General features: G+C 68.7%; 18 protein-coding genes and 2 pseudogenes. 9 read left to right on the top strand and 11 right to left on the bottom strand.

Going from position 1 to position 19,156, the window contains the following annotated elements:
- Window positions 1-33 precede the first annotated feature (33 nt).
- Both C8K36_RS15710 and galE read left to right on the top strand, forming a co-directional pair.
- Window positions 34-720 (top strand): metal-dependent transcriptional regulator, encoded by a 687-nt coding sequence (locus C8K36_RS15710; protein WP_107985438.1) that lies wholly within the window; start codon window positions 34-36, stop codon window positions 718-720.
- A 45-nt stretch (window positions 721-765) separates the two neighbouring features.
- Window positions 766-1,761: a UDP-glucose 4-epimerase GalE gene (galE, locus tag C8K36_RS15705; protein WP_107985437.1), complete on the top strand. Its 996-nt coding sequence runs from the start codon at window positions 766-768 to the stop codon at window positions 1,759-1,761.
- Here the strand turns inward: galE and C8K36_RS15700 are convergent.
- Together C8K36_RS15700 and C8K36_RS15695 are read right to left on the bottom strand one after the other, a co-directional pair.
- Window positions 1,741-2,883 (bottom strand): DUF4192 domain-containing protein, encoded by a 1,143-nt coding sequence (locus C8K36_RS15700; protein WP_107985436.1) that lies wholly within the window; start codon window positions 2,881-2,883, stop codon window positions 1,741-1,743. The genes galE and C8K36_RS15700 overlap by 21 nt on opposite strands.
- A gap of 151 nt (window positions 2,884-3,034) precedes the next feature.
- The gene (locus C8K36_RS15695; protein WP_107985435.1) at window positions 3,035-3,745 is read right to left on the bottom strand and encodes a DUF5642 family protein; all 711 of its coding nucleotides are present in this window, start codon (window positions 3,743-3,745) and stop codon (window positions 3,035-3,037) included.
- 212 nt (window positions 3,746-3,957) lie between these two features.
- On the opposite strand from C8K36_RS15695, the gene C8K36_RS15690 reads away from it, so the two are divergent.
- The 5 genes from C8K36_RS15690 to C8K36_RS15670 all read left to right on the top strand — a co-directional run bounded on the left by C8K36_RS15690 (window position 3,958) and on the right by C8K36_RS15670 (window position 9,859).
- Entirely contained in the window at window positions 3,958-4,920 is a 963-nt protein-coding gene (locus C8K36_RS15690) for a proteasome assembly chaperone family protein (RefSeq protein WP_107985434.1), read from the top strand.
- A gap of 208 nt (window positions 4,921-5,128) precedes the next feature.
- Window positions 5,129-6,166 (top strand): alpha/beta fold hydrolase, encoded by a 1,038-nt coding sequence (locus C8K36_RS15685; protein WP_107985433.1) that lies wholly within the window; start codon window positions 5,129-5,131, stop codon window positions 6,164-6,166.
- Window positions 6,167-6,227: 61 nt separating this feature from the next.
- The gene (locus tag C8K36_RS15680) at window positions 6,228-8,747 is read left to right on the top strand and encodes a DEAD/DEAH box helicase (protein WP_107985432.1); all 2,520 of its coding nucleotides are present in this window, start codon (window positions 6,228-6,230) and stop codon (window positions 8,745-8,747) included.
- A gap of 72 nt (window positions 8,748-8,819) precedes the next feature.
- Complete coding sequence (locus C8K36_RS15675) at window positions 8,820-9,473, top strand: DUF4203 domain-containing protein (protein WP_107985431.1); 654 nt, start codon at window positions 8,820-8,822, stop codon at window positions 9,471-9,473.
- An 86-nt stretch (window positions 9,474-9,559) separates the two neighbouring features.
- On the top strand, window positions 9,560-9,859 hold the full coding sequence (locus C8K36_RS15670) for a DUF1540 domain-containing protein (protein WP_107985430.1): 300 nt from the start codon (window positions 9,560-9,562) through the stop codon (window positions 9,857-9,859).
- Window positions 9,860-9,889: 30 nt separating this feature from the next.
- Here C8K36_RS15670 and C8K36_RS15665 read toward each other — a convergent pair whose 3' ends face one another.
- The gene (locus C8K36_RS15665) at window positions 9,890-10,321 is read right to left on the bottom strand and encodes a DUF5997 family protein (protein WP_107985429.1); all 432 of its coding nucleotides are present in this window, start codon (window positions 10,319-10,321) and stop codon (window positions 9,890-9,892) included.
- A 73-nt stretch (window positions 10,322-10,394) separates the two neighbouring features.
- Between C8K36_RS15665 and C8K36_RS15660 the strand changes: the two genes are divergently transcribed.
- Entirely contained in the window at window positions 10,395-11,165 is a 771-nt protein-coding gene (locus C8K36_RS15660; RefSeq protein WP_107985428.1) for a LysR substrate-binding domain-containing protein, read from the top strand.
- 14 nt (window positions 11,166-11,179) lie between these two features.
- On the opposite strand, the gene C8K36_RS15655 is transcribed toward C8K36_RS15660, so the two are convergent.
- From C8K36_RS15655 to C8K36_RS15640, 4 genes are all read right to left on the bottom strand, one after another.
- Window positions 11,180-12,112, bottom strand: a complete 933-nt coding sequence (locus C8K36_RS15655; RefSeq protein WP_107985427.1) for a hydrogen peroxide-inducible genes activator — start codon at window positions 12,110-12,112, stop codon at window positions 11,180-11,182.
- Window positions 12,113-12,181: 69 nt separating this feature from the next.
- Window positions 12,182-12,475, bottom strand: a complete 294-nt coding sequence (locus tag C8K36_RS15650) for a hypothetical protein (protein WP_107985426.1) — start codon at window positions 12,473-12,475, stop codon at window positions 12,182-12,184.
- Window positions 12,476-12,677: 202 nt separating this feature from the next.
- The gene (locus tag C8K36_RS15645) at window positions 12,678-13,265 is read right to left on the bottom strand and encodes a transglycosylase family protein (RefSeq protein ID WP_107985425.1); all 588 of its coding nucleotides are present in this window, start codon (window positions 13,263-13,265) and stop codon (window positions 12,678-12,680) included.
- A 355-nt stretch (window positions 13,266-13,620) separates the two neighbouring features.
- Window positions 13,621-14,313: a hypothetical protein gene (locus tag C8K36_RS15640; RefSeq protein WP_107985424.1), complete on the bottom strand. Its 693-nt coding sequence runs from the start codon at window positions 14,311-14,313 to the stop codon at window positions 13,621-13,623.
- A 17-nt stretch (window positions 14,314-14,330) separates the two neighbouring features.
- Here C8K36_RS15640 and C8K36_RS15635 point away from each other — a divergent pair, with 17 nt between their 5' ends.
- Window positions 14,331-14,582, top strand: coding sequence for a hypothetical protein (locus C8K36_RS15635; RefSeq protein ID WP_107985423.1), 252 nt, complete (start codon window positions 14,331-14,333; stop codon window positions 14,580-14,582).
- Window positions 14,583-14,585: 3 nt separating this feature from the next.
- Here C8K36_RS15635 and C8K36_RS25470 read toward each other — a convergent pair.
- The 4 genes and pseudogenes from C8K36_RS25470 to C8K36_RS15620 form a co-directional block, all read right to left on the bottom strand.
- A pseudogene (locus C8K36_RS25470) lies at window positions 14,586-15,404 on the bottom strand (substrate-binding domain-containing protein); the annotation flags it as partial.
- A 156-nt stretch (window positions 15,405-15,560) separates the two neighbouring features.
- A pseudogene (locus C8K36_RS25465) lies at window positions 15,561-16,556 on the bottom strand (ABC transporter permease); the annotation flags it as partial.
- Window positions 16,553-18,046: a sugar ABC transporter ATP-binding protein gene (locus tag C8K36_RS15625; RefSeq protein ID WP_107985528.1), complete on the bottom strand. Its 1,494-nt coding sequence runs from the start codon at window positions 18,044-18,046 to the stop codon at window positions 16,553-16,555. The pseudogene C8K36_RS25465 and the gene C8K36_RS15625, both read right to left, overlap by 4 nt.
- Window positions 18,043-19,017: a ribokinase gene (locus C8K36_RS15620; protein ID WP_107985421.1), complete on the bottom strand. Its 975-nt coding sequence runs from the start codon at window positions 19,015-19,017 to the stop codon at window positions 18,043-18,045. The genes C8K36_RS15625 and C8K36_RS15620 overlap by 4 nt, the downstream gene beginning before the upstream one ends.
- Between the last annotated feature and the right edge of the window lie 139 nt (window positions 19,018-19,156).

Below are 19,156 nucleotides of genomic sequence, written 5' to 3'. Positions count from 1 at the left end.
CGGTAGAATCGCCCCAGACGAAGGGGTGTGAGAGTGAAGGATCTGGTCGACACCACGGAGATGTATCTCCGGACGATCTACGACTTGGAAGAAGAGGGCGTCGTCCCGCTCCGCGCGCGGATCGCCGAACGACTCGAGCAGAGTGGTCCGACCGTGAGCCAGACGGTTGCTCGAATGGAACGTGACGGGCTGCTCCAGGTGGCGGGTGACCGACATCTCGAGCTCACCGAGAAGGGCCGCAATCTCGCTGTCGCGGTGATGCGCAAGCATCGTCTCGCGGAGCGCCTACTGGTCGACATCATCGGCCTCGAATGGGATCAGGTACATGCCGAGGCGTGCCGCTGGGAGCACGTGATGAGCGAGGACGTCGAACGACGGCTCGTCGAGGTCCTCCAGAACCCGACGACGTCGCCGTACGGCAACCCGATTCCGGGCCTCGCCGACTTGGGGCTGGACCGTCCGTCCGGCAGCGCGGAGACACTCATCCGGCTCACGGACGTGCCTCCGGGCAAGCCGACCGCCGTGGTGGTTCGGCGGCTCGCCGAGCACGTGCAGTCCGATCCCGAACTGATCGGTCAGCTCCGTGAAGCGGGCGTGGTACCCGATGCCCGGGTTACAGTCGAGACCCGACCCGGCTCGGTGACGATCACCGCGTCCGGTCATGACGAATTCGACCTTCCCGAGGAAATGGCCCACGCCGTCCAGGTGAAGCAGGTCTGACGCCTCGCTTCGCGTGTTCAGCCGTGGCACGCGAGGAGATGAACTGTGAGACTTCTGGTTACCGGCGGCGCTGGCTATGTCGGCAGCGTGTGCAGCACTGTGCTGCTCGAACGTGGCCACGAGGTGGTCGTCGTCGACGACCTCTCGACCGGGAACGGCGACGCGGTGCCTGCCGGCGCCGAGTTCATCGAGGGTGACATCGCCGCTGTTGCCGGGTCCGTACTCGGATCCGGCAACAGCGCACCGCGTTTCGACGGTGTGCTGCATTTCGCCGCACAGTCGCTTGTCGGGGAGTCGGTCGAGCGACCGGAGCAGTACTGGCAGGGCAACGTCGTGACGACGCTCGCACTGCTCGAAGCCATGCGGCTGTCGGGCACACCTCGACTGGTGTTCTCGTCCACCGCAGCGACATACGGCGAGCCGGAAACCACGCCGATCACCGAGGACGCCCCGACGCGGCCCACCAATCCCTACGGCGCCACGAAACTTGCGATCGACCACGCGATCACGTCGTACGCGCACGCGCACTCGCTGGCCGCGACGAGCCTGCGCTACTTCAACGTCGCGGGCGCCTACAAGGGCGCGGGCGAGAATCGTGTCGTGGAAACGCATCTCATCCCCCTCGTGCTCCAGGTCGCGCTTGGTCAGCGGGAGAAGATCTCGGTGTTCGGCACCGACTGGCCGACCAAGGACGGCACCGCCGTCCGCGACTACATCCACGTTCTCGATCTCGCCGAAGCACACCTGCTGGCGCTCGAGGCGTCCACGCCCGGACGGCACCGCATCTACAACCTGGGCAGCGGCGCCGGATTCACTGTTCGCGAGGTCATTTCGGCCTGCGAACGTGTGACCGGGTTGGCGATCACCGCGGAGGACGCGCCCCGCCGAGCGGGTGACCCCGCAGTGTTGATCGCCTCCAGCGACCGCGCCGTCGACGAACTCGGCTGGCGGCCGGCACACACCGATCTCGACGAGATCGTTGCCGACGCGTGGACGTATCTGCAGGCTCTCGGCGACCGGTCACACGCCGCCCGGCGATAGGTCGCCGGTCGGCGGCAGTCGCACACCCAACTCTGTCGCGGTCTCGTGCCCGACGTCCGCGAGCTCACGCAGGACGTCGGGCCGGATCCCGCTCTGTAGGGCGTCGTCCAGGAGGTTGGCCAGACGGTGACAGGGGTCGGCCGCAAGTGCCTCGTACAGGGCGACGCCGGCCATGGGGCCGTCACCTCGGACGTAGGCGCTGAAGCCGAGCAGTGCGAGTGGCTCGGCCCGCTCGGGGTCGGGTAGTGCACGCGACAGTGCGATCCACAGTTGTTCGGCGGCGTCCGCGTGCTCACCGATCGACAGCGCGAGCAGCGCGTCCCGCACCCGCGGGCTCTCCAACGCGAGTACCAGTTCGGCGTATTCCTCCGGCGCAGCATTCTCCCCCGAAGCGGTTTGTGCGATCCGCGCGAGCACTCGTTCGAGACCCTGCCGGTCGACGGACGTCGGATCGGCGGCGTTTCGAGCCATCATCTCCCCACACGACTCCCGTTCCCGCGCGTCGTCGATCAGGACGGCGATGCGCTCCTGCTCGGCAGCAGGCACCGGCGCCAGGACCGCCTCGAGTTCCTCTCGGGACGCCCGGATCGCGCGGCCGCCGAGGACCTGCGCGAGCGCCACCCTCGACGCGGTCGGGTCGGGGAGCCGCCCCCCGACGGCGCCGGAGAGATCCGTCCACGGAGCGCCTGCCTCGATGCGGGCGGCGAGGTGGGTCGCCGCGATCCCGATTCCGGACTGTTCCAGCAGATCGCCGAACGCTGTCACGATCTCCGCGTGGCGTTCGAGGTGGCGTGCCTCGGGCCTATCCGGAAGCCGATCGTCGACCATGACGATCAGAATGCGGTCAGCCCCTTCGCGCACGGCGACCGCCGTGAACTGTTCGAGGACGACGCGCATCAGGGCCGCCTCGCCGAGTCGCAGATCGTGCCGCATCACCGCGCCGACGGACGTGCCGGTCAGGCAGATCGCGACGAGCGAGCGGTGCGGATGAAACCCGAGGAGTGCGGGCACCGCACTGATGAGGTCGCCCGGTTCGGAAACACGAACGGCACAGGCGGTTCGCGGATGGTCGGCCGCGTCGCGGGGACAGGGTGAACCGTGTGCTGAGGTCGATGTCGTCATGAACAGACCATGCGGTGCGGCCCGGCCGATGGCTTCGAGTCGACCTGGGAGTATGCCTGCTCTGTGGATGGCGGTCCGCCCTGTGCAGAACCCACCGATCACCGGGCAGTGCGCGTGCTCCGTGTCGGGGTGGCGTGGTAGCGGGCGCCCGTCAGCCCGTGCGGACCTTCTGCACCGCGGCGATGAAGAGATCGTCGAGTACAGCGGTGTCGGCACTTCCCGGATCGGCACCGAAGGACATGTAGGTCGCCTGAACCCGGACGTCGGCGATTTGAGCGATCAGCGTGCGCATCGACTGGGTCACGGTGCCACCCGTGCGCCCGGAGCGGACGGTCCGCCGCAGCGCGAGGGTGTTCTCCGCGTCGATCGGCGGAGGCGGGGTGATCGTCGTCCGAACCTGCGCGTCGACTCCGTTCGTCGTGGCCGTGACGTCGGGACACTCGGTCAGCTGTGCCTCGAGTTCCGCGAGCGGTGTCGGCACCCGGACCAGTTCTATCGTGATGGTCGACCGCGTCACGGAATCGGTGCCGACCACCATCACCGTTCCGTCGGCGCTGTAGTCCTGTTGCGGCGGTTTGCATCCCGCGGGGGCGACGCGCGCGCCGGATGCGATGCCGGTCAGATCGGGTGCCGCCTGCGAAACAGCTTGCGCGGGAAGCACAACCGCGGGGTACGACGAAGGGAAGGCTGCCGGCCCCAGCAGCAGTTCTCCGAGCGGTCGGGACGCGGCCGGGTCCCGCGCGGGCGTAGCGGTGCCGGACACTGCCGTCGAACACCCCGCCGCGAGCACCCCGGAGACGAGAAGCCCGGAGACGAGCACCATCGATACGGGCACGAGCAGTCGGCACCTGCGCTCGGTCATGTGGCGCCCTCCTGCAGGATTCCGTCGCGGTCCAGCCCGTCCGCCACACCCTGTCACAAGGCAGGACCGGGCGGAATGATTCGTGGCCCGCCGATGTTGGTCCACTGACGGTGGGTTCGATGCCCCTCCGCGTGCCACTGCGGCTCCCGTTTCTGTCGACGGGAGTCCGTGAGGGACACTGGAAGAAGAAGTTCGATGGAAAAGGAGCCGTCATGGACGAGCAGTCGAAGATGTACGAGCTGGAGTTCCCGGCACCACATCTGTCCTCCGCCGACGGCCAGGGTCCGGTGCTGATTCACGGTTTGGAGGGTTTCTCCGACGCCGGTCACGCGGTGAAGCTGGCCACCAAGCACCTGCGTGAGAGTCTCGAGACCGAACTGGTCGCGTCGTTCGCGGTGGACGAGCTGATCGATTACCGGTCGCGGCGTCCCACCATGACGTTCAAGGCCGACCACTTCTCGGACTTCGACGCGCCCCAGCTCAACCTGTACGCGCTGCGGGACACAGCCGGCACGCCGTTCCTGCTCCTCGCAGGCATGGAACCCGATCTGCGCTGGGAGCGGTTCACCACCGCGGTCCGACTGCTCGCGGAACAGCTGGGCGTCCGGCAGACGATCGGCATCAACGCGATCCCGATGGCCATCCCGCACACCCGTCCGCTGAGCGTGACGGCACACTCGACGAACAAAGAACTGATCAAGGACCACCATCGCTGGTCCGGCGAGCTCCAGGTGCCGGGCAGCGCGTCGTCGCTGCTCGAACTGCGGATGAGCCAGCACGGACACGAGTCGGTGGGCTTCTCGGTGCACGTGCCGCACTACCTGGCGCAGACCGAATACCCGGCCGCCGCGGAGACCCTGCTCGAGAACGTCATGGAGATCGCCACCCTGGAACTGCCGCTGGTCGCCCTCGGCGAGGCCGCCGCGCGGGTGCGGGAGCAGATCGACGAGCACATCACCTCGAACGAAGAGGTCCAGTCCGTCGTGCGTGCACTCGAGAACCAGTACGACTCGTACGTTGCCGCGCAGGAGCAGCAGTCGACGCTGCTGGCGGGCGACGACGACCTCCCGAGCGGCGACGAACTGGGCGCCGAGTTCGAGCGGTTCCTCGCCGAGCACGCGCGACAGGAAGACGGCACCGACGACGACGCACGGGACATCGACGACCGAGACTGACCGGAATCGACCGGAATCGACCCGACCTGACCCACGACCGGCGCCCAGTTGGTCGCAGGTCCAGGTAAGGTCGTTTCCGAAACCTTTCCGTTATCCGATGTCACACTCACGACTCTTGGCCCGCATACCCTCTCGGTGCACGGATATACTCGGACGATCGATATCTGAGCGGCACCCGCTGTGCGGGCCGGCGGCTTCAGGAGGCGATATGAGCGACTCTCGCACGCGCGTGCTCCGCCCGGTGCCGGACACCGAGCCACGGCTGCTGTTCCGCACCATCCACGGCTACAGGCGCGCTTTTCGTATGGCCGGTGAGGGTCCTGCCGTGCTTCTGCTGCACGGCATCGGCGACAACTCGTCGACGTGGAGCGAGATCATTCCGCACCTCGCGCAGAACCACACCGTCATCGCGCCCGACCTGCTCGGCCACGGGCGTTCGGACAAACCGCGGGCCGACTATTCGGTGGCCGCCTATGCGAACGGGATGCGTGACCTGCTGTCGGTCCTCGGCATCGACAAGGTGACCCTGGTCGGGCATTCGTTGGGCGGCGGGGTCGCGATGCAGTTCGCCTACCAGTTTCCGCACATGGTCGACCGGCTGGTCCTGGTGTCCGCGGGCGGCGTCACCAAGGATGTCCATCCGCTGCTGCGATTGATCTCGATGCCGGTCGTCAACGAGGCCCTCAAACTGCTGCGCATCCCCGGGGCGATGACGGCGGTGCGGGCGATCGGAGACGTCGTCTCCCGCGTGCACGGCTCGCCGCTGCGCCCGGGCACGCTCCTCCACGACACCCCTGATCTGGTCCGCGTGATCAGCGCGCTTCCGGACCCGACCGCGTACGAGGCGTACCTCCGCACCCTCCGGTCGGTCGTCGACTGGCGCGGACAGGTCGTCACGATGCTGGACCGGTGTTATCTGACCGAGAACCTGCCGGTTCAGCTCATCTGGGGTGCCCGCGACTCGGTAATTCCGATCAGCCACGCACACCTCGCGCATTCGGCGATGCCCGGATCACACCTCGACATCTTCGAGGATGCGGGCCACTTCCCCTTCCGGGACGACCCACTGCGTTTCCTCGGTGTCCTCGAACACTTCCTCGAATCGACGCCGCCGCTCGAGTTCGACGAGGACCGCTGGCGCGCCCTGCTGACGGACGGCGTCGGCGAGTCCACGATCTCCGGCGCGCCCGAGACTCGGATGGCAGTCCTCGACGCGATGGGATCGGACGAGCGCAGCGCCACTTGAGTCCGACACCACTGCCGGTCCGGAATGCCGAGATGTCTCGGCGAGGCTCTAGCCTGTAACGGTGCTGCTTCCCGATCTGCTCCCCGAGACCGTCGATCCCACCGGCATCGATGCCGATGCCCTGTTCGACGCGTTCACGTCCTGGACGAGCGATCGTGGCCTGCAGCTGTATCCAGCGCAGGAAGAGGCGCTCATGGAGTTGGTGTCCGGGGCGAACGTGATCCTCGCGACGCCCACGGGATCCGGCAAGTCGATGGTCGCCCTCGGCGCCCACTTCTTCGCCCTGGCCGAAGGCCGGCGCACCTTCTACACCGCCCCCATCAAGGCGCTGGTGAGCGAGAAGTTCTTCGCATTGTGCGACGTGTTCGGGGCCGACAACGTCGGCATGATGACCGGCGACGCGTCGGTGAACTCGTCGGCGCCCATCATCTGCGCGACCGCCGAGATCGTCGCGAACCTCGCGCTGCGCGAGGGCGCGGGTTCCGACATCGGCCAGGTCGTCATGGACGAGTTCCACTTCTACTCCGAGCCGGACCGCGGCTGGGCGTGGCAGGTGCCGCTCATCGAGCTGCCGCAGGCCCAGTTCCTGCTGATGTCGGCGACGCTCGGCGACGTCACGAATCTGCGCGAGGACATCACCCGCAGGACCGGACGACCGACGACGGAGGTGTCGGGCTCCGAACGTCCGGTGCCACTGCATTTCTCGTATTCGCAGACCCCGATCGGCGAGGAGATCGAGGAACTCGTCACCACCCACCAGGCGCCCGTCTACGTCGTGCACTTCACACAGGCGGCGGCGCTCGAGCGCGCGCAGGCGCTGACGAGTGTGAACCTGTGCAGCCGTGCCGAGAAGGACGCGATCGCCGAGGCCATCGGCGCGTTCCGATTCACCACCGGTTTCGGCAAGACGCTGTCGCGCCTGGTCCGGCACGGCATCGGCGTCCACCACGCCGGCATGCTGCCCAAGTACCGGCGACTCATCGAACGTTTGGCCCAGGAAGGCCTGCTCAAGGTCATCTGCGGCACCGACACGCTCGGCGTCGGCATCAACGTGCCGATCCGCACGGTGCTGCTCACCGGCCTGACGAAGTACGACGGCATCCGCACCCGTCAGTTGCGGGCACGCGAGTTCCACCAGATCGCGGGGCGTGCGGGCCGCGCCGGCTACGACACGATGGGTACCGTCGTCGTGCAGGCACCCGAGCACGAGATCGAGAACGTGCGGGCCCTCGCCAAGGCGGGAGACGATCCGAAGAAGCGCCGGAAGGTGCAGCGCAAGAAGGCGCCCGAGGGCTTCGTCTCGTGGGGCGAGGGCACGTTCGACAAGTTGATCGTGGCCTCCCCGGAACCACTCGTATCGCGGTTCTCGGTGAGCAACTCGATGCTGCTCAACGTGATCGCCCGCCCGGGCAACTGCTTCCAGGCGATGCGGCACCTACTCGAGGACAACCACGAGACCCGTCCCGCGCAGCGCCGCCACATCCTCAAGGCGATCCGGCTGTACCGCGGGCTGCTGCAGGCCGGAATCGTCCAGCAACTCGACGAGCCCGACGAGTACGGCCGTATGGCCCGGCTCACGGTGGACCTGCAACGCGACTTCGCACTCAACCAGCCGCTGTCGCCGTTCGCCCTCGCATCGCTCGAACTACTCGACGTCGAATCCCCCAGCTACGCACTCGACGTCGTGTCGATCATCGAGTCGACGCTCGACGATCCGCGGCAGATCCTCATGGCGCAGCAACACGCGGCGCGCGGCGAGGCAGTCGCCCAGATGAAGGCCGACGGCATCGAATACGAAGAGCGTATGGAACTCCTCGAGGAGGTCACCTGGCCGAAGCCGTTGGCAGACCTGCTGTTCCCCGCGTTCGAGACCTACCGCGCCGGCCATCCGTGGATGAGCGAGTTCGCTCTCTCACCCAAGTCCGTCGTCCGCGACATGGTCGAACGCGCCATGACCTTCGCGGAACTGGTCAGCCACTACGGTCTCGCCCGCTCGGAGGGCCTGGTACTGCGCTACCTCGCCGACGCCTATCGCGCTCTTCGGCAGACGGTTCCGACCGAGGCCCGCACCGAGGAACTCGAGGACCTCACCGAATGGCTGGGTGAGCTGATCCGCCAGGTGGATTCGAGCCTGCTCGACGAGTGGGAGCAGCTCACCAACCCGGGCGCGGAGTCCGACGACCAGCAGGTCGCGTTCGGCGCCGACATTCCGCGCCCGATCACCGCGAACACCCGCGCTTTCAAGGTGATGGTCCGCAACGCGATGTTCCGACGCGTCGAACTGGCGTCGCGGCACCGCTGGGCCGAACTCGCCGAGCTCGGAGACGGTCTGGACGCCGACGACTGGGCGGACCTCATGGACCTGTACTTCGACGAGTACGACGAGATCGGGACCGGCCCGGCCGCCCGCGGTCCCCTGCTGTTCCAGGTCACCGCCGAGCCGACGCTCTGGCGCGTACGCCAGGTTCTCGACGATCCCCAGGGAGATCACGGCTGGGCTCTGCTCGGCGAGGTCAACCTCGCCGAATCCGACGCGGCCGGCGAAGTGGTCTTCGACGAGTTCGAGGTCGCGGAGGGCTGATTCGGGCTGATCCGGGGCTGGTTCGGGGCCGATTCCGGGAACCGAACCGACTGCAGCGGGTACGGTTCCGACATGTCTGACATCGTGATCGGGTTGCTGGCCATCGCCGTCGGTGCGGTGTTCTGTTTCCGGGGCGTACCTGCGATGCGGTTCGTGATCGCCCTCTGGGGCGCGTTCGCGGGCCTGAATCTGGGCGCGGGCCTGGTGTCCGCGATCACGGGTGACGGCGTCTTCGCGACTGCGCTGGGGTGGATCGTCGGCGTCCTGGTGGCGATCCTGTTCTCCGTGCTCGCCTACCTGTACTACGCCGTCGCGGTGACGCTGGCGATGGCCTCGGTCGGTTTCGCCCTGGGCACGGCCGCGACGGTTGCTGTCGGTGTCACCTGGAACTGGGTGATCATCACCGTCGGCGTGGTTCTCGGTGTGGCACTGGCAGTCCTCACGCTCGCGGTCGATCTGCCGGCCGCACTGCTCGTCATCGTGAGCGTCCTCGGCGGCGCCGTCGCGATCGTCGGCGGCGCGATGCTCCTCACCGGAGTCCTCGACACCGCCGACTTCGACCACGCTTCGATCAGCGAAACCGTCGACGACGACTGGTGGTGGTATGCGGCCTACCTGGTGCTCGTCGTCGCCGGTGCGGTGACACAGCTGCGGGCCACAGGGCGCGAGCGATCGCTCCGCGACCAGTGGAACCCGGCCGCGACGCCGAGCCGACAGCCCGCTTAGGGCAGCCCATCCTTGCTGGTCAGGCCACCACGCCGTGGATACGGTGAGGGACACGAGGACAACCGTCGAGATGTCCGGAGGGCCACATGACCACGATGGAAATGCCCCACGTCACCGATTGCACCGTCACCGATTGCTCCTACAACCACGACGGCTGCCACGCCTACGCGATCAACGTCGCCGGCAGCAACGGCAGCGCCGACTGCGGGACGTTCATCCCGCTGTCGACCAAGGGCGGCCTCGAGACCGTCACGAGCATGGTGGGGGCCTGTCAACGCGCAGACTGCGTCCACAACCGCGATCTCGAGTGCACCGCGACCGAGATCCGCGTCGGCGCGGGTTCCGGGGAACATGCAGCGCGCTGTCTCACCTACAACACACGCTGACCGCGCCGAACGCCGATCGATCGGTGTGGGCTACGCCTGAGGCTTGAACGGCCCGGAGCTGCGCGGCTTTCGGTTGGACTGCTCCCGCTTGGCGGCCTGCTGCTCACGGATTCGCTTCTCGTCCTTGCGAACGTCGAGGAGGCTGGCGCGCTCGGCAACGAGCCAGTCGGGCTGGTCGGCGAGCAGCGCCTCGATCTGAGCGGTGGTGAGCGCCTCTTCGACGCCGCCGCGGGCGAGGCCGGCGATCGACACACCGAGCTTGGCGGCGACGACGTCTTTCGGGTGCGGGCCGTCCGCGCGGAGGGCGGCGAGCCACTCCGGCGGAGTGGTCTGCCACTCGTTGAGCTCGTCGCGGGTCACCACGCCGTCCTGGAACTCGGCGGGGGTGGCCTGGAGGTACACACCCAGCTTCTTGGCCGCGGTTGCGGGCTTCATCGTCTGGGGGGTCTTCTGCGACGTCATACGTCAAGGGTATCGAGGACGTGTGACGCGCCTGCACGGGCGGCTCCCGAGAGCCGCCGGGTAGCCTTGCCCGGTGACCGAGGCGACTGCACCCCGACCCTTCCGGCTCGCATACGTCCCCGGTGTCGTCCCTGCGAAATGGGTCCGCATCTGGGGCGAGCGCGTCGCCGACACCCCGCTCGAGCTGGTGGCGGTCGAGGCCGCCGATGCACCGGCGGCACTGCGTGAGGCCCGTGCCGACGCCGCGCTGCTGCGGCTTCCCGTCGACCGCGACGGACTGAGCGTCATCGCGCTGTACGAGGAGGTACCGGTCGTCGTGGTCCCCAAGGACCACGTGTTCACCGCAGCCGAGGAAGTCGCCCTGGCGGATCTCGCCGACGAGGTCGTTCTCGACCCGCTCGACACGCCCTTGGTGTGGGACGCCTTCCCGGGCCGCGCCGCCCAGGACCGCCCCGCATCCGTCGGTGACGCGATCGAACTGGTGGCCGCGGGTGTCGGCGTCGTGGTGGTGCCGATGTCGCTGGCCCGCCTGCACCACCGCAAGGATCTGACCTACCGACCAGTCTCCGACGCCCCCGAGTCTCAGGTGGCGCTGTCGTGGGTCGAGGAACACACGACCGATCTGGTCGAGGAGTTCATCGGCATCGTGCGCGGGCGCACGACCAACAGTTCCCGGGGACGCAATCCGCACGAGACTCCGAAGACCAAGGACCGGGCGCCCCGGACGACTCAGCCGCGCACCGCGAAACAGCAAGCACCCAAGGCGGGCAAGGCCCGCGCCCAGGAGAAGCGACGCGGCAAGCCCGGCAGCAAAGCGAATCCGGGCGGACGCAAGCGCCGCTGAGACCCGTTGGGGCGTCAGGAGGAAACGGTGACGACCCCGGTGGGTGCGGCCTCGCGCAGCAACTCCGCCAACTGCCGGTAGCCCTCGGCGCGCCCGCTCGAGGCCCGGAACACCAGACCCACGGTGCGGCCCGGTGCCGGGGCTGCGAACCGTGCGGTGGCCAGATCGCCGCGGCGCGTCTCGACCGGCACCGCGGAGTCCGGAACCAGGGTCACCCCCAGTCCTCCGGCCACGCACTGCACGACTGTCGCGAGCGAGGTGGCGCGGGTGTCCCCGGACAGGGGATGCGCGTCCACCGAGCGGCAGAGATCCAACGTCTGATCACGCAGGCAGTGCCCCTCGTCGAGGAGCAGTAACGGCAGTTCGTCGAGCACTGCGAGGGATAGATCGCTGCGTCCGGTGAAAACGTGGTCCTTGGGGAGAACGACCACGAAATCCTCGCGGTAGAGCGGGATCTCCACGAGTCCGGGTACCTCCGAGGGCAACGCGATGACGGCGACGTCGATCGCTCCCGCGCGCAGGGATTCGAGCAGACGCGCAGTCTGGTCCTCGATGACCTGGGGTACCAGCGCGGGCATCTCTCGGCGCAGCGCGGGCAGCACCGCCGGTAACACATATGGGGCGACGGTGGGTATCAGGCCGATACGGAGCGGACCGACCAAGCTGTCCCCGACCCCGGCCGCCGCGGCGACGAAGCCGTCTGCGGCGTCGAGGATCAGCTTGGCCTGGGCGAGGAGTTGCTCTCCCGCCGCCGTCACCAGCACTCGGCGGGTGCTGCGTTCGATCAGCTGGACCCCGAGGCCGCTCTCGAGCGAAGCGAGTGCCTGCGAGAGCGTCGGCTGACTCACCTTCAGTCGCGCCGCGGCCGTCCCGAAGTGGCGGTATTCGGCCACGGCGACGAAGGCGCGCAGCTGCGACAGTGTCGGTTGGTACGTCCCATCAGCCATGCCTATCAGTGTAGATCCACCTATCGCCTTTACTTTTGAAAGGCTCCGGCCCACGGCGACGACCGAGCGTCAACTACTGCTGCCGAAGCCTAGAATCGCAGGCGAGAACACGACGCGGTACCAGACGTTTTCCGCCGGGTCGTACGTACAGGGTTCGATGACGATCGCCCGGTAGGCCTTCTCGAGCGACAGCGCCTTGTTGCACAGATACTCGGCGCCCTCACCCGAGGACTCTGCGCGATAGACGGGGCCGAACTGCCAGGGCTGCGCCGTCGCCACACCCGCGCCGGCCGTGGAGCCGAGAACCAGCGGAACCGCCAGAATGCCGAACACCGCTGCAGCGCGTCGAACCGAACTCGTCATGGCCACTCCCCCGTTCGATGATGGTCTCGACCTTTCCGTCGCACCGACGAGACCGAGCGTTACGCCCGGAACGACGGAAGCATCATCGACATGGCACAGCCCCGCCGGGAGGGGGAGACCGGCGGGGCTGCGAGCTGCGAGCTGCGTGGCGCGTGGCGCGTGGCGCGTGGCGCGTGGCGCGTGGCGCGTGGCGCGTGGCAGATCAGACGGAGAGCGTCTGCCCCGGGAAGATCAGGTCGGGGTTCTGGACCTGGGCCGCGAGGTTCGCGAGTGAGACGCCGTGGTTCGTGGCGATCTGCGACAGCGTGTCGCCGAACTGGACGACATAGTCGCCGATACCGGCGGGCAACGTCTGCGCCCAGTCGTTCACCTGCTGCTGGACGGGGGCCTGCTCGACGACCGTGGCCGGGGCCTGCTGGGCGATCGACTCGACCGAGCCGCCCGGGGTGCTGCCACCGGAGAGGTACTGGCCACACACCGGCCATGCGCCGACGCCCTGGCCGTCGAGGACGTTCTCGGCAACGCGGACCTGCTCGGCCTGGCTCGCATTGTGTGCGCTGCCGGATCCGCCGTACGCCTCCCAGGTGCTCTGCGAGAACTGCAGGCCGCCGTAGTAGCCGTTTCCGGTGTTGGCCGCCCAGTTGCCGGACGACTCGCATTCGGCGACGCCGGACCAATCGTGGCTGCCTGCCGCAGAAGCGGTGCCGGCACCGAGGGCCAGCGGAATCGCGACGACGGCGCCGGTGGCAACGACTGCGCCGAGGGCGCGCTTGATGGTGAAGCTGGTCATTCGGGTAGATCCTCTCCGCTCCTGCGGGTGAGACGGCGCCCACGCACCGGACGCATCCGGCGGAGCTTCTCTCCGACTCACCCCTGCCCCCTCGAAGGATTGGGTGTCCGGACCGCGAGGGCAGGTACGTGCAGCGGCGGTCCGGCGTGGCCCGTTCGTCTCGGGCCGATAACGACGTTAGGGGACGGTCACGGAAAGGTCACGGCCCTCGATTTCGGTACGCCCGTGCGACTTCACGGTCGTGACCGACCGGTTTCCGCAGCTGCATTCGGCGTGTCCGCAAGTCGGCAGACCGGTCGTTATCCAGTCGTTATGTGATAACCCTCACCGGAATGCGGTGGTCCGGGTCACACGTTCAGCCCCGCTCCGCGCCGCCTTCGGCGAGATCCTCGGGGCTGAGGAGAACCGCGATCTCGTCACCGAGGTCGACGCCCGGCGCCAGCGGCAGACGGTCACCACTCCAGAATCGCCCCGGGTCGTACCAGTTCGTCCGCCGCTCGGCGGTGAGCAGTCCCATCGCCTCGTAGGTCGACGCGACCACCTCAGCGCAGTACGCGCTCTCGAGTCCCGCCCGCGACTCCGCGTCGCCGCGCCCACGCCGCAGGGACGGCAGTCGGCCACCGAACCAGCGCGACGCGAGCCGCGCGGTGGACGGGAACGGGGTGCCGTCGAGCCGGGCGATCGTCCGCAGCAACGCGTCTTCCTGCTCGCGCGTGACCGGATCCGCGAGCTGCCGAAGCCAGCCCCGCTGGCCGTAGCGCGCACCCCACACCTGCACCGCCGCACGCAGGTCGTGCAACTGGACGCCGCGCTGGAACTTGCCGGTCCACATGTCCTGCAACGACCGCCCGAGTTCGGCGTGCCACATCAGCGGAGGGAGATCGTCGAGCACGACCGCCATACCGACATGATTGACGGGGCTGTTGGTGAGGGTCTGGATCGCCCGGTCCGCGCCGGACTGTCCCCGGAAGATCCAGATGTCGCCCGTGCGGGTCGCCGCCACGGCCTCGTCGAGGCCGACCTCAGATGGATGCATCCGCCGAATCATCCACCTAGCCTAGAGCGATGCGCATCGACGGTAGACACCTCTGGAAGGCACTCGGGCTGGCGGGGGCCGTCGGCGTCGCGGCCACCGGCGCTCTCGCCGTACGCGCCGAGCGGCAGCGACGCGCGTACACCCCCGACGAGGTGCGCGACCAACTGCACACCCGGTTCGCGCGCGCCGCTGCGGACGCAGAAAGTCGCCCGACGGTGGATCTGATCTCTGTCAGACCCACCGTCCGGCAACGTCTCTCACGCCTCCTCAGGAGGCACTGACCGTCAGTTGTCGGTCGCCGTGACCACCCGCACGGGCACGCTGTGGGTCGCGCCACTCTCGGTGTCGCCGGCGAGCGCCGAATCGCCGGCCGCCTCGACCGCCAACCGCACTGCGTCGACGCCGAGAACCGTCGGTTGCTGCGCGATGTCGGCGTTCACGGTGCCCGCCTCGACCGCTGCCAGACCGTCCGGCGTGCCGTCGAATCCGACGACCTTGACCTGAGTACCGGCGCGCGAACCGAGCGCCTTGACCGCGCCGAGTGCCATTTCGTCGTTCGCCGCGAACACGCCGCGGACGTCCAGGTTCGACTGCAGCACGTTCGACATCACGTTGAGCGCCTTGGTGCGGTCGAAGTCGGCAGGTTGCGAAGCGACGACCTTGATCCCCGGATACTTGACGATCTCCTCGTCGAATCCGGCCTGACGGTCCCGCGCGGCGGACGTGCCGGGCTTGCCCTCCAGCACCGCGACGGGGCCCGAGCCGACCAGTTCGGCAAGCTGTTTCGCCGCCAGTCGACCGCCCTCGACGTTGTCCGAGGCCACCGTGGTGACGACGATCCCACCGCTCGGTGCCCGGTCGAGCGCGACCACCGGGATGTTCGCCGCGTTCGCGGCCCGCACCGACGGCACGATGGCGTCGGAGTCGACGGGATTGACGACGATGGCATCGACGCCCTGCGCGATCGCGTTCTGGATGTCGTTGGCCTGCCGCGACGCGTCGGATCCGGCGTCCGTGACCGTCAGGCGCACGCCGAGGCGTTCCGCTTCCGTCTGCGCACCCTCTCGGACGTCGACGAAGAACGGGTTGTTCAACGTCGACAGGGACAGCGCGATCCGTGTGCCGGACGCGCCTCCGCTGCGCTGGCGGTCGACGATCGCCCACCCGGCCGCGATCATCACGAGCACCAGCACCGCTGCACCCGCCTTGCGTACGGCCGGGTTTCGTAGCGGACCGCCGCCCTTGCCACCGCCCCGACGCCGCCGCCGCAGGGTGTCGAACAGGACGGCCGCCGCGATCACGGCGCCGATGACGACCTGCTGCCAGAACGCGGAGACGTCGAGCAGATTGAGGCCGTTACGCAGGACCGCGAGGATCAGCGCACCGATCAGGGTGCCGACCGCGGTGCCGACGCCGCCGGACAGGCTCGCGCCGCCGATGACGACGGCCGCGATCGCATCGAGTTCGTAGCCGGTGCCCGCCTCGGGCTGCGCGGACGCCAACCGGGCCGCGAGCAGGATGCCGGCCACGGCCGCGAACAGTCCCGACAGTGCGTAGACGAGAACCTGCTGACGATTGACCCGGATACCGGACAGCCGCGCGGCCTCGGCGTTGCCACCGATCGCGTACATCGCCCGGCCCGCATAGGTGCGTCGCAGGATCAGCCCCGTGGCGACTGCGGCCGCGATCAGCACCAGCACCGGGTACGGAAGGAAACCGAACAGCTCACCGCTGCCGAGTGTGGCCAGCCAGCCGTCGACAGGGATCGGGCGTCCGTCGGCGAGCACGAGCGCGAGTCCGCGGGCCACCGACAGCATCGCCAGCGTCGCGATGAACGGTGGCATCCGACCGGCGGTGATGAGGATGCCCGACACGACACCGGCCAGCACGCCCGACGCCATACCGGCGAGCACGGCCAGCCACATCGGGACGCCGGCGGTCGTCGCGGTCCAGCCCGTCACGATGCCGGACAGGCCCGCGATCGATCCCACCGACAGGTCGATGCCACCGCTGACGATCACGAACGTCATGCCGAACGCGAGGACGGCCGTCACCGACGCCTGCACGCCGACGTTGAGCAGGTTGTTCGCGGTCAGGAAGTCTCCCGACAGCAGTGCGAGCAGGACCACCAGTGCGACCAGCGCCGCCAACGGTCCACCACTGCCGCGTATCGACGTGACCCACCGCCGTAACCCGCCGTGCGACGCGGTCGTGTCCTCCGCCGTCGCCGTCTTGTTCTCGGGCACCGCCCTCATCCTTCCGTCACTGCGAGCGCCATCACGCTCTCCTGTGTTGCCTGGGTGCCGTCCAACTCGCCGCGGATCCTGCCGTCCGCCATCACGAGCACGCGGTCGCTGAGCCCGAGAAGTTCGGGCAGGTCACTCGAGACGACCACGACGGCGGTGCCGGCGGCGGTCAACTCGGCGATCAGTTCGTAGATCTCGGCGCGGGCGCCGACGTCGATCCCGCGGGTGGGCTCGTCGAGGATCAGGACCCGCGGCTTCGCCATCAGCCACTTGCCGATGACGATCTTCTGCTGGTTGCCGCCGGAAAGGGTCACGGCCGGCTGTTCCGGCCCGTACACGCGGATCCCCATGCGTTGCACGGCGATCCGGGCCTTCTCCGCCTGATCAGACAGATCCACCAGGCCGAGGCGGGTGCGGTCGCCGAGCGTCGCCAGGCCCAGGTTCTCCTCCACCGACGCGCCCAGGACCAGCCCCTGACCTGCCCGATCCTCGGGCACCAGCGCCAGTCCGGCCTCGTGCGCGGCCACGACATCCCCGCGCCGGACCGGGCGACCGTCGACGAGCACGTCACCGCGGTCGTAGCGGTCGGCGCCGAAGATCGCGCGCACCACCTCGGTACGGCCCGCGCCCACCAGTCCACCGATGCCGACGACCTCACCGGCCCGCACCGTGAGATCGACGCCGTCGAACGCGCCGTCACGACCGAGGCCGCGCACGTCGAGCACGATGTCGCCGATCTCGTTGCTGCGCGGCGGGTACTGCTGCTCGATCGACCGCCCCACCATCAGGCGGACCAGTTCGTCGACGTCGGTGTCGGCGGGGGCCTCCCCCACCTTGGTGCCGTCGCGCAGCACGGTCACACGGTTGCCGATCTCGGCTACCTCGCCGAGCAGGTGCGAGATGAACACGACGCCCACGCCGCGTTCGGTGAGGCTGCGCACGATGTCGAACAGGGCCGTGACCTCGCCTCGGCTGAGTACCGCGGTGGGTTCGTCCATCACGAGGAAGCGGGTGTCGATGCTGAGTGCCTTCGCGATCTCGACCATCTGGCGCCGGGCGACACCCAGGTCGCCGACGGTCGCGTCGACGTCGAGGTCGAGGCCGGTGCGATCGAGGAGTTCGCGGGCCTGGCCGCGCATCGCGCGCGTGTCGATCAGACCGAACCGGCGCGGCGGCCGGCCCAGGAAGATGTTCTCGGCGACCGTCAACTGCGGCACCAGCGCCATCTCCTGGTGAATCGTGGAGATCCCCAGTTCCTCGGCATGACCAGGGCTCCGCAGTTTCACGGGGGTGCCGTCCACCCTGATCTCCCCGGTATCGGGTTGGTGCACGCCGGCCATCATCTTGATCAGCGTGGACTTGCCGGCTCCGTTCTCCCCGAGCAGCACGTGCACCTCGCCGCCGCGCAGATCGAAGTCGACCGAGTCGAGTGCTCGCACACCGGGATACAGCTTGGAGACGCCGACCAGTTCCAGCCGCCCCGGCAACGGGCCGCTCACGACGCACACCCGTCGTGTGCAGCCAGTACCTGGTCGCGGGTAGGCATCGCGGACTGGGCGCCGGGCCCGGTGACCGTGATCGCAGCGGCCCGCACCGCCCAGCGCACCGCGTCGTCGAGCGATTCGCCGCGCACCAGCGCGTCCGCAAGCGCGCCCGCGAACGTGTCGCCGGCGCCGGTCGGATCCGTCACCTGCTCGACGGGCACGGCGGGGACCTCGATCGCGCCGCCGTCGCGCACCAGCACCGCGCCGTCCGCGCCGAGGGTGACCACCACCGCGGCCGGTCCGGACAGCCGGCCCGCCATCGCGGCCGCCTGCCCGGCCGTCTCCGGTTCGGACTCCACAGCGAGGACGGCCAACTCCGACCGGTTGACGATCAAGACGTCGACCTGGCTGAGCACGTCATCCGAGACCGGCCGCGCCGGTGAGGGATTGAGAACGACGGTTCCGCCCGCGAGCACGATCGCGGCGGTCACGGCGTCGTCGGGGATCTCGAGTTGTACGACGGTCACCAGTGCGCGCCGCAAGTCGTCGGCGGCGGTCCGGACGGCGGCGGCATCGAGGTCGCCGTTGGCGCCCGCGAGCACTGTGATGCAGTTCTCGCCGGAGTCGTCGACCTGCACGACGGCGGCGCCGGTGCGGGCACCGGGTCGCTCACCGAGCCCGACGAGGTCGATGCCTTCGGCTCCCAGGGCTTCCCGCACAGCTCGACCGTCGGCATCGTCACCGACGGCGCCGACGAGTCCGACGCGCCGGCCGAGTCGAGCAGCGGCCACCGCCTGGTTCGCGCCCTTCCCACCGACGTACTCGGAGACACCGGTCCCGAGGACGGTCTCGCCGGGCGCCGGCAGGCGCGGCACCCGGATCACGGTGTCGACGTTGACGGAGCCCACGACGACGATCTCCGGCGATGCCGCCGGTGACGCGCGATCCGAATCGTGCGGGCGCTGGGACGGTCGCGTCTGGGGCATCAGGACGGCCTCTCGGTCGGAAAGTCCATAACCATCACGAATGGAAAACGATTTCCGTGATGGCTTCCAACGATGACGGAGCGTCACGCCTGCGTCAAGGCGGCCAATGCGTACATTTCGGTCTGCATTGCCGGTCCGA

Source organism: Rhodococcus sp. OK519 (genome assembly GCF_003051005.1).
Lineage (GTDB): Bacteria > Actinomycetota > Actinomycetes > Mycobacteriales > Mycobacteriaceae > Prescottella.
Note: the sequence above shows the minus strand (reverse complement) of the source record. Positions and strands in the feature narration are given on the sequence as shown.

Excerpts from the sequence above, each read along its gene's own strand:
- C8K36_RS15700 (WP_107985436.1), bottom strand. The coding sequence starts at position 2,883 with ATGACGACATCGACCTCAGCACACGGTTCACCCTGTCCCCGCGACGCG.
- C8K36_RS15695 (WP_107985435.1), bottom strand. The coding sequence starts at position 3,745 with ATGACCGAGCGCAGGTGCCGACTGCTCGTGCCCGTATCGATGGTGCTC.
- C8K36_RS15690 (WP_107985434.1), top strand. The coding sequence starts at position 3,958 with ATGGACGAGCAGTCGAAGATGTACGAGCTGGAGTTCCCGGCACCACAT.
- C8K36_RS15685 (WP_107985433.1), top strand. The coding sequence starts at position 5,129 with ATGAGCGACTCTCGCACGCGCGTGCTCCGCCCGGTGCCGGACACCGAG.
- C8K36_RS15675 (WP_107985431.1), top strand. The coding sequence starts at position 8,820 with ATGTCTGACATCGTGATCGGGTTGCTGGCCATCGCCGTCGGTGCGGTG.
- C8K36_RS15670 (WP_107985430.1), top strand. The coding sequence starts at position 9,560 with ATGACCACGATGGAAATGCCCCACGTCACCGATTGCACCGTCACCGAT.
- C8K36_RS15665 (WP_107985429.1), bottom strand. The coding sequence starts at position 10,321 with ATGACGTCGCAGAAGACCCCCCAGACGATGAAGCCCGCAACCGCGGCC.
- C8K36_RS15655 (WP_107985427.1), bottom strand. The coding sequence starts at position 12,112 with ATGGCTGATGGGACGTACCAACCGACACTGTCGCAGCTGCGCGCCTTC.
- C8K36_RS15650 (WP_107985426.1), bottom strand. The coding sequence starts at position 12,475 with ATGACGAGTTCGGTTCGACGCGCTGCAGCGGTGTTCGGCATTCTGGCG.
- C8K36_RS15645 (WP_107985425.1), bottom strand. The coding sequence starts at position 13,265 with ATGACCAGCTTCACCATCAAGCGCGCCCTCGGCGCAGTCGTTGCCACC.
- C8K36_RS15640 (WP_107985424.1), bottom strand. The coding sequence starts at position 14,313 with ATGATTCGGCGGATGCATCCATCTGAGGTCGGCCTCGACGAGGCCGTG.
- C8K36_RS15635 (WP_107985423.1), top strand. The coding sequence starts at position 14,331 with ATGCGCATCGACGGTAGACACCTCTGGAAGGCACTCGGGCTGGCGGGG.
- C8K36_RS15620 (WP_107985421.1), bottom strand. The coding sequence starts at position 19,017 with ATGCCCCAGACGCGACCGTCCCAGCGCCCGCACGATTCGGATCGCGCG.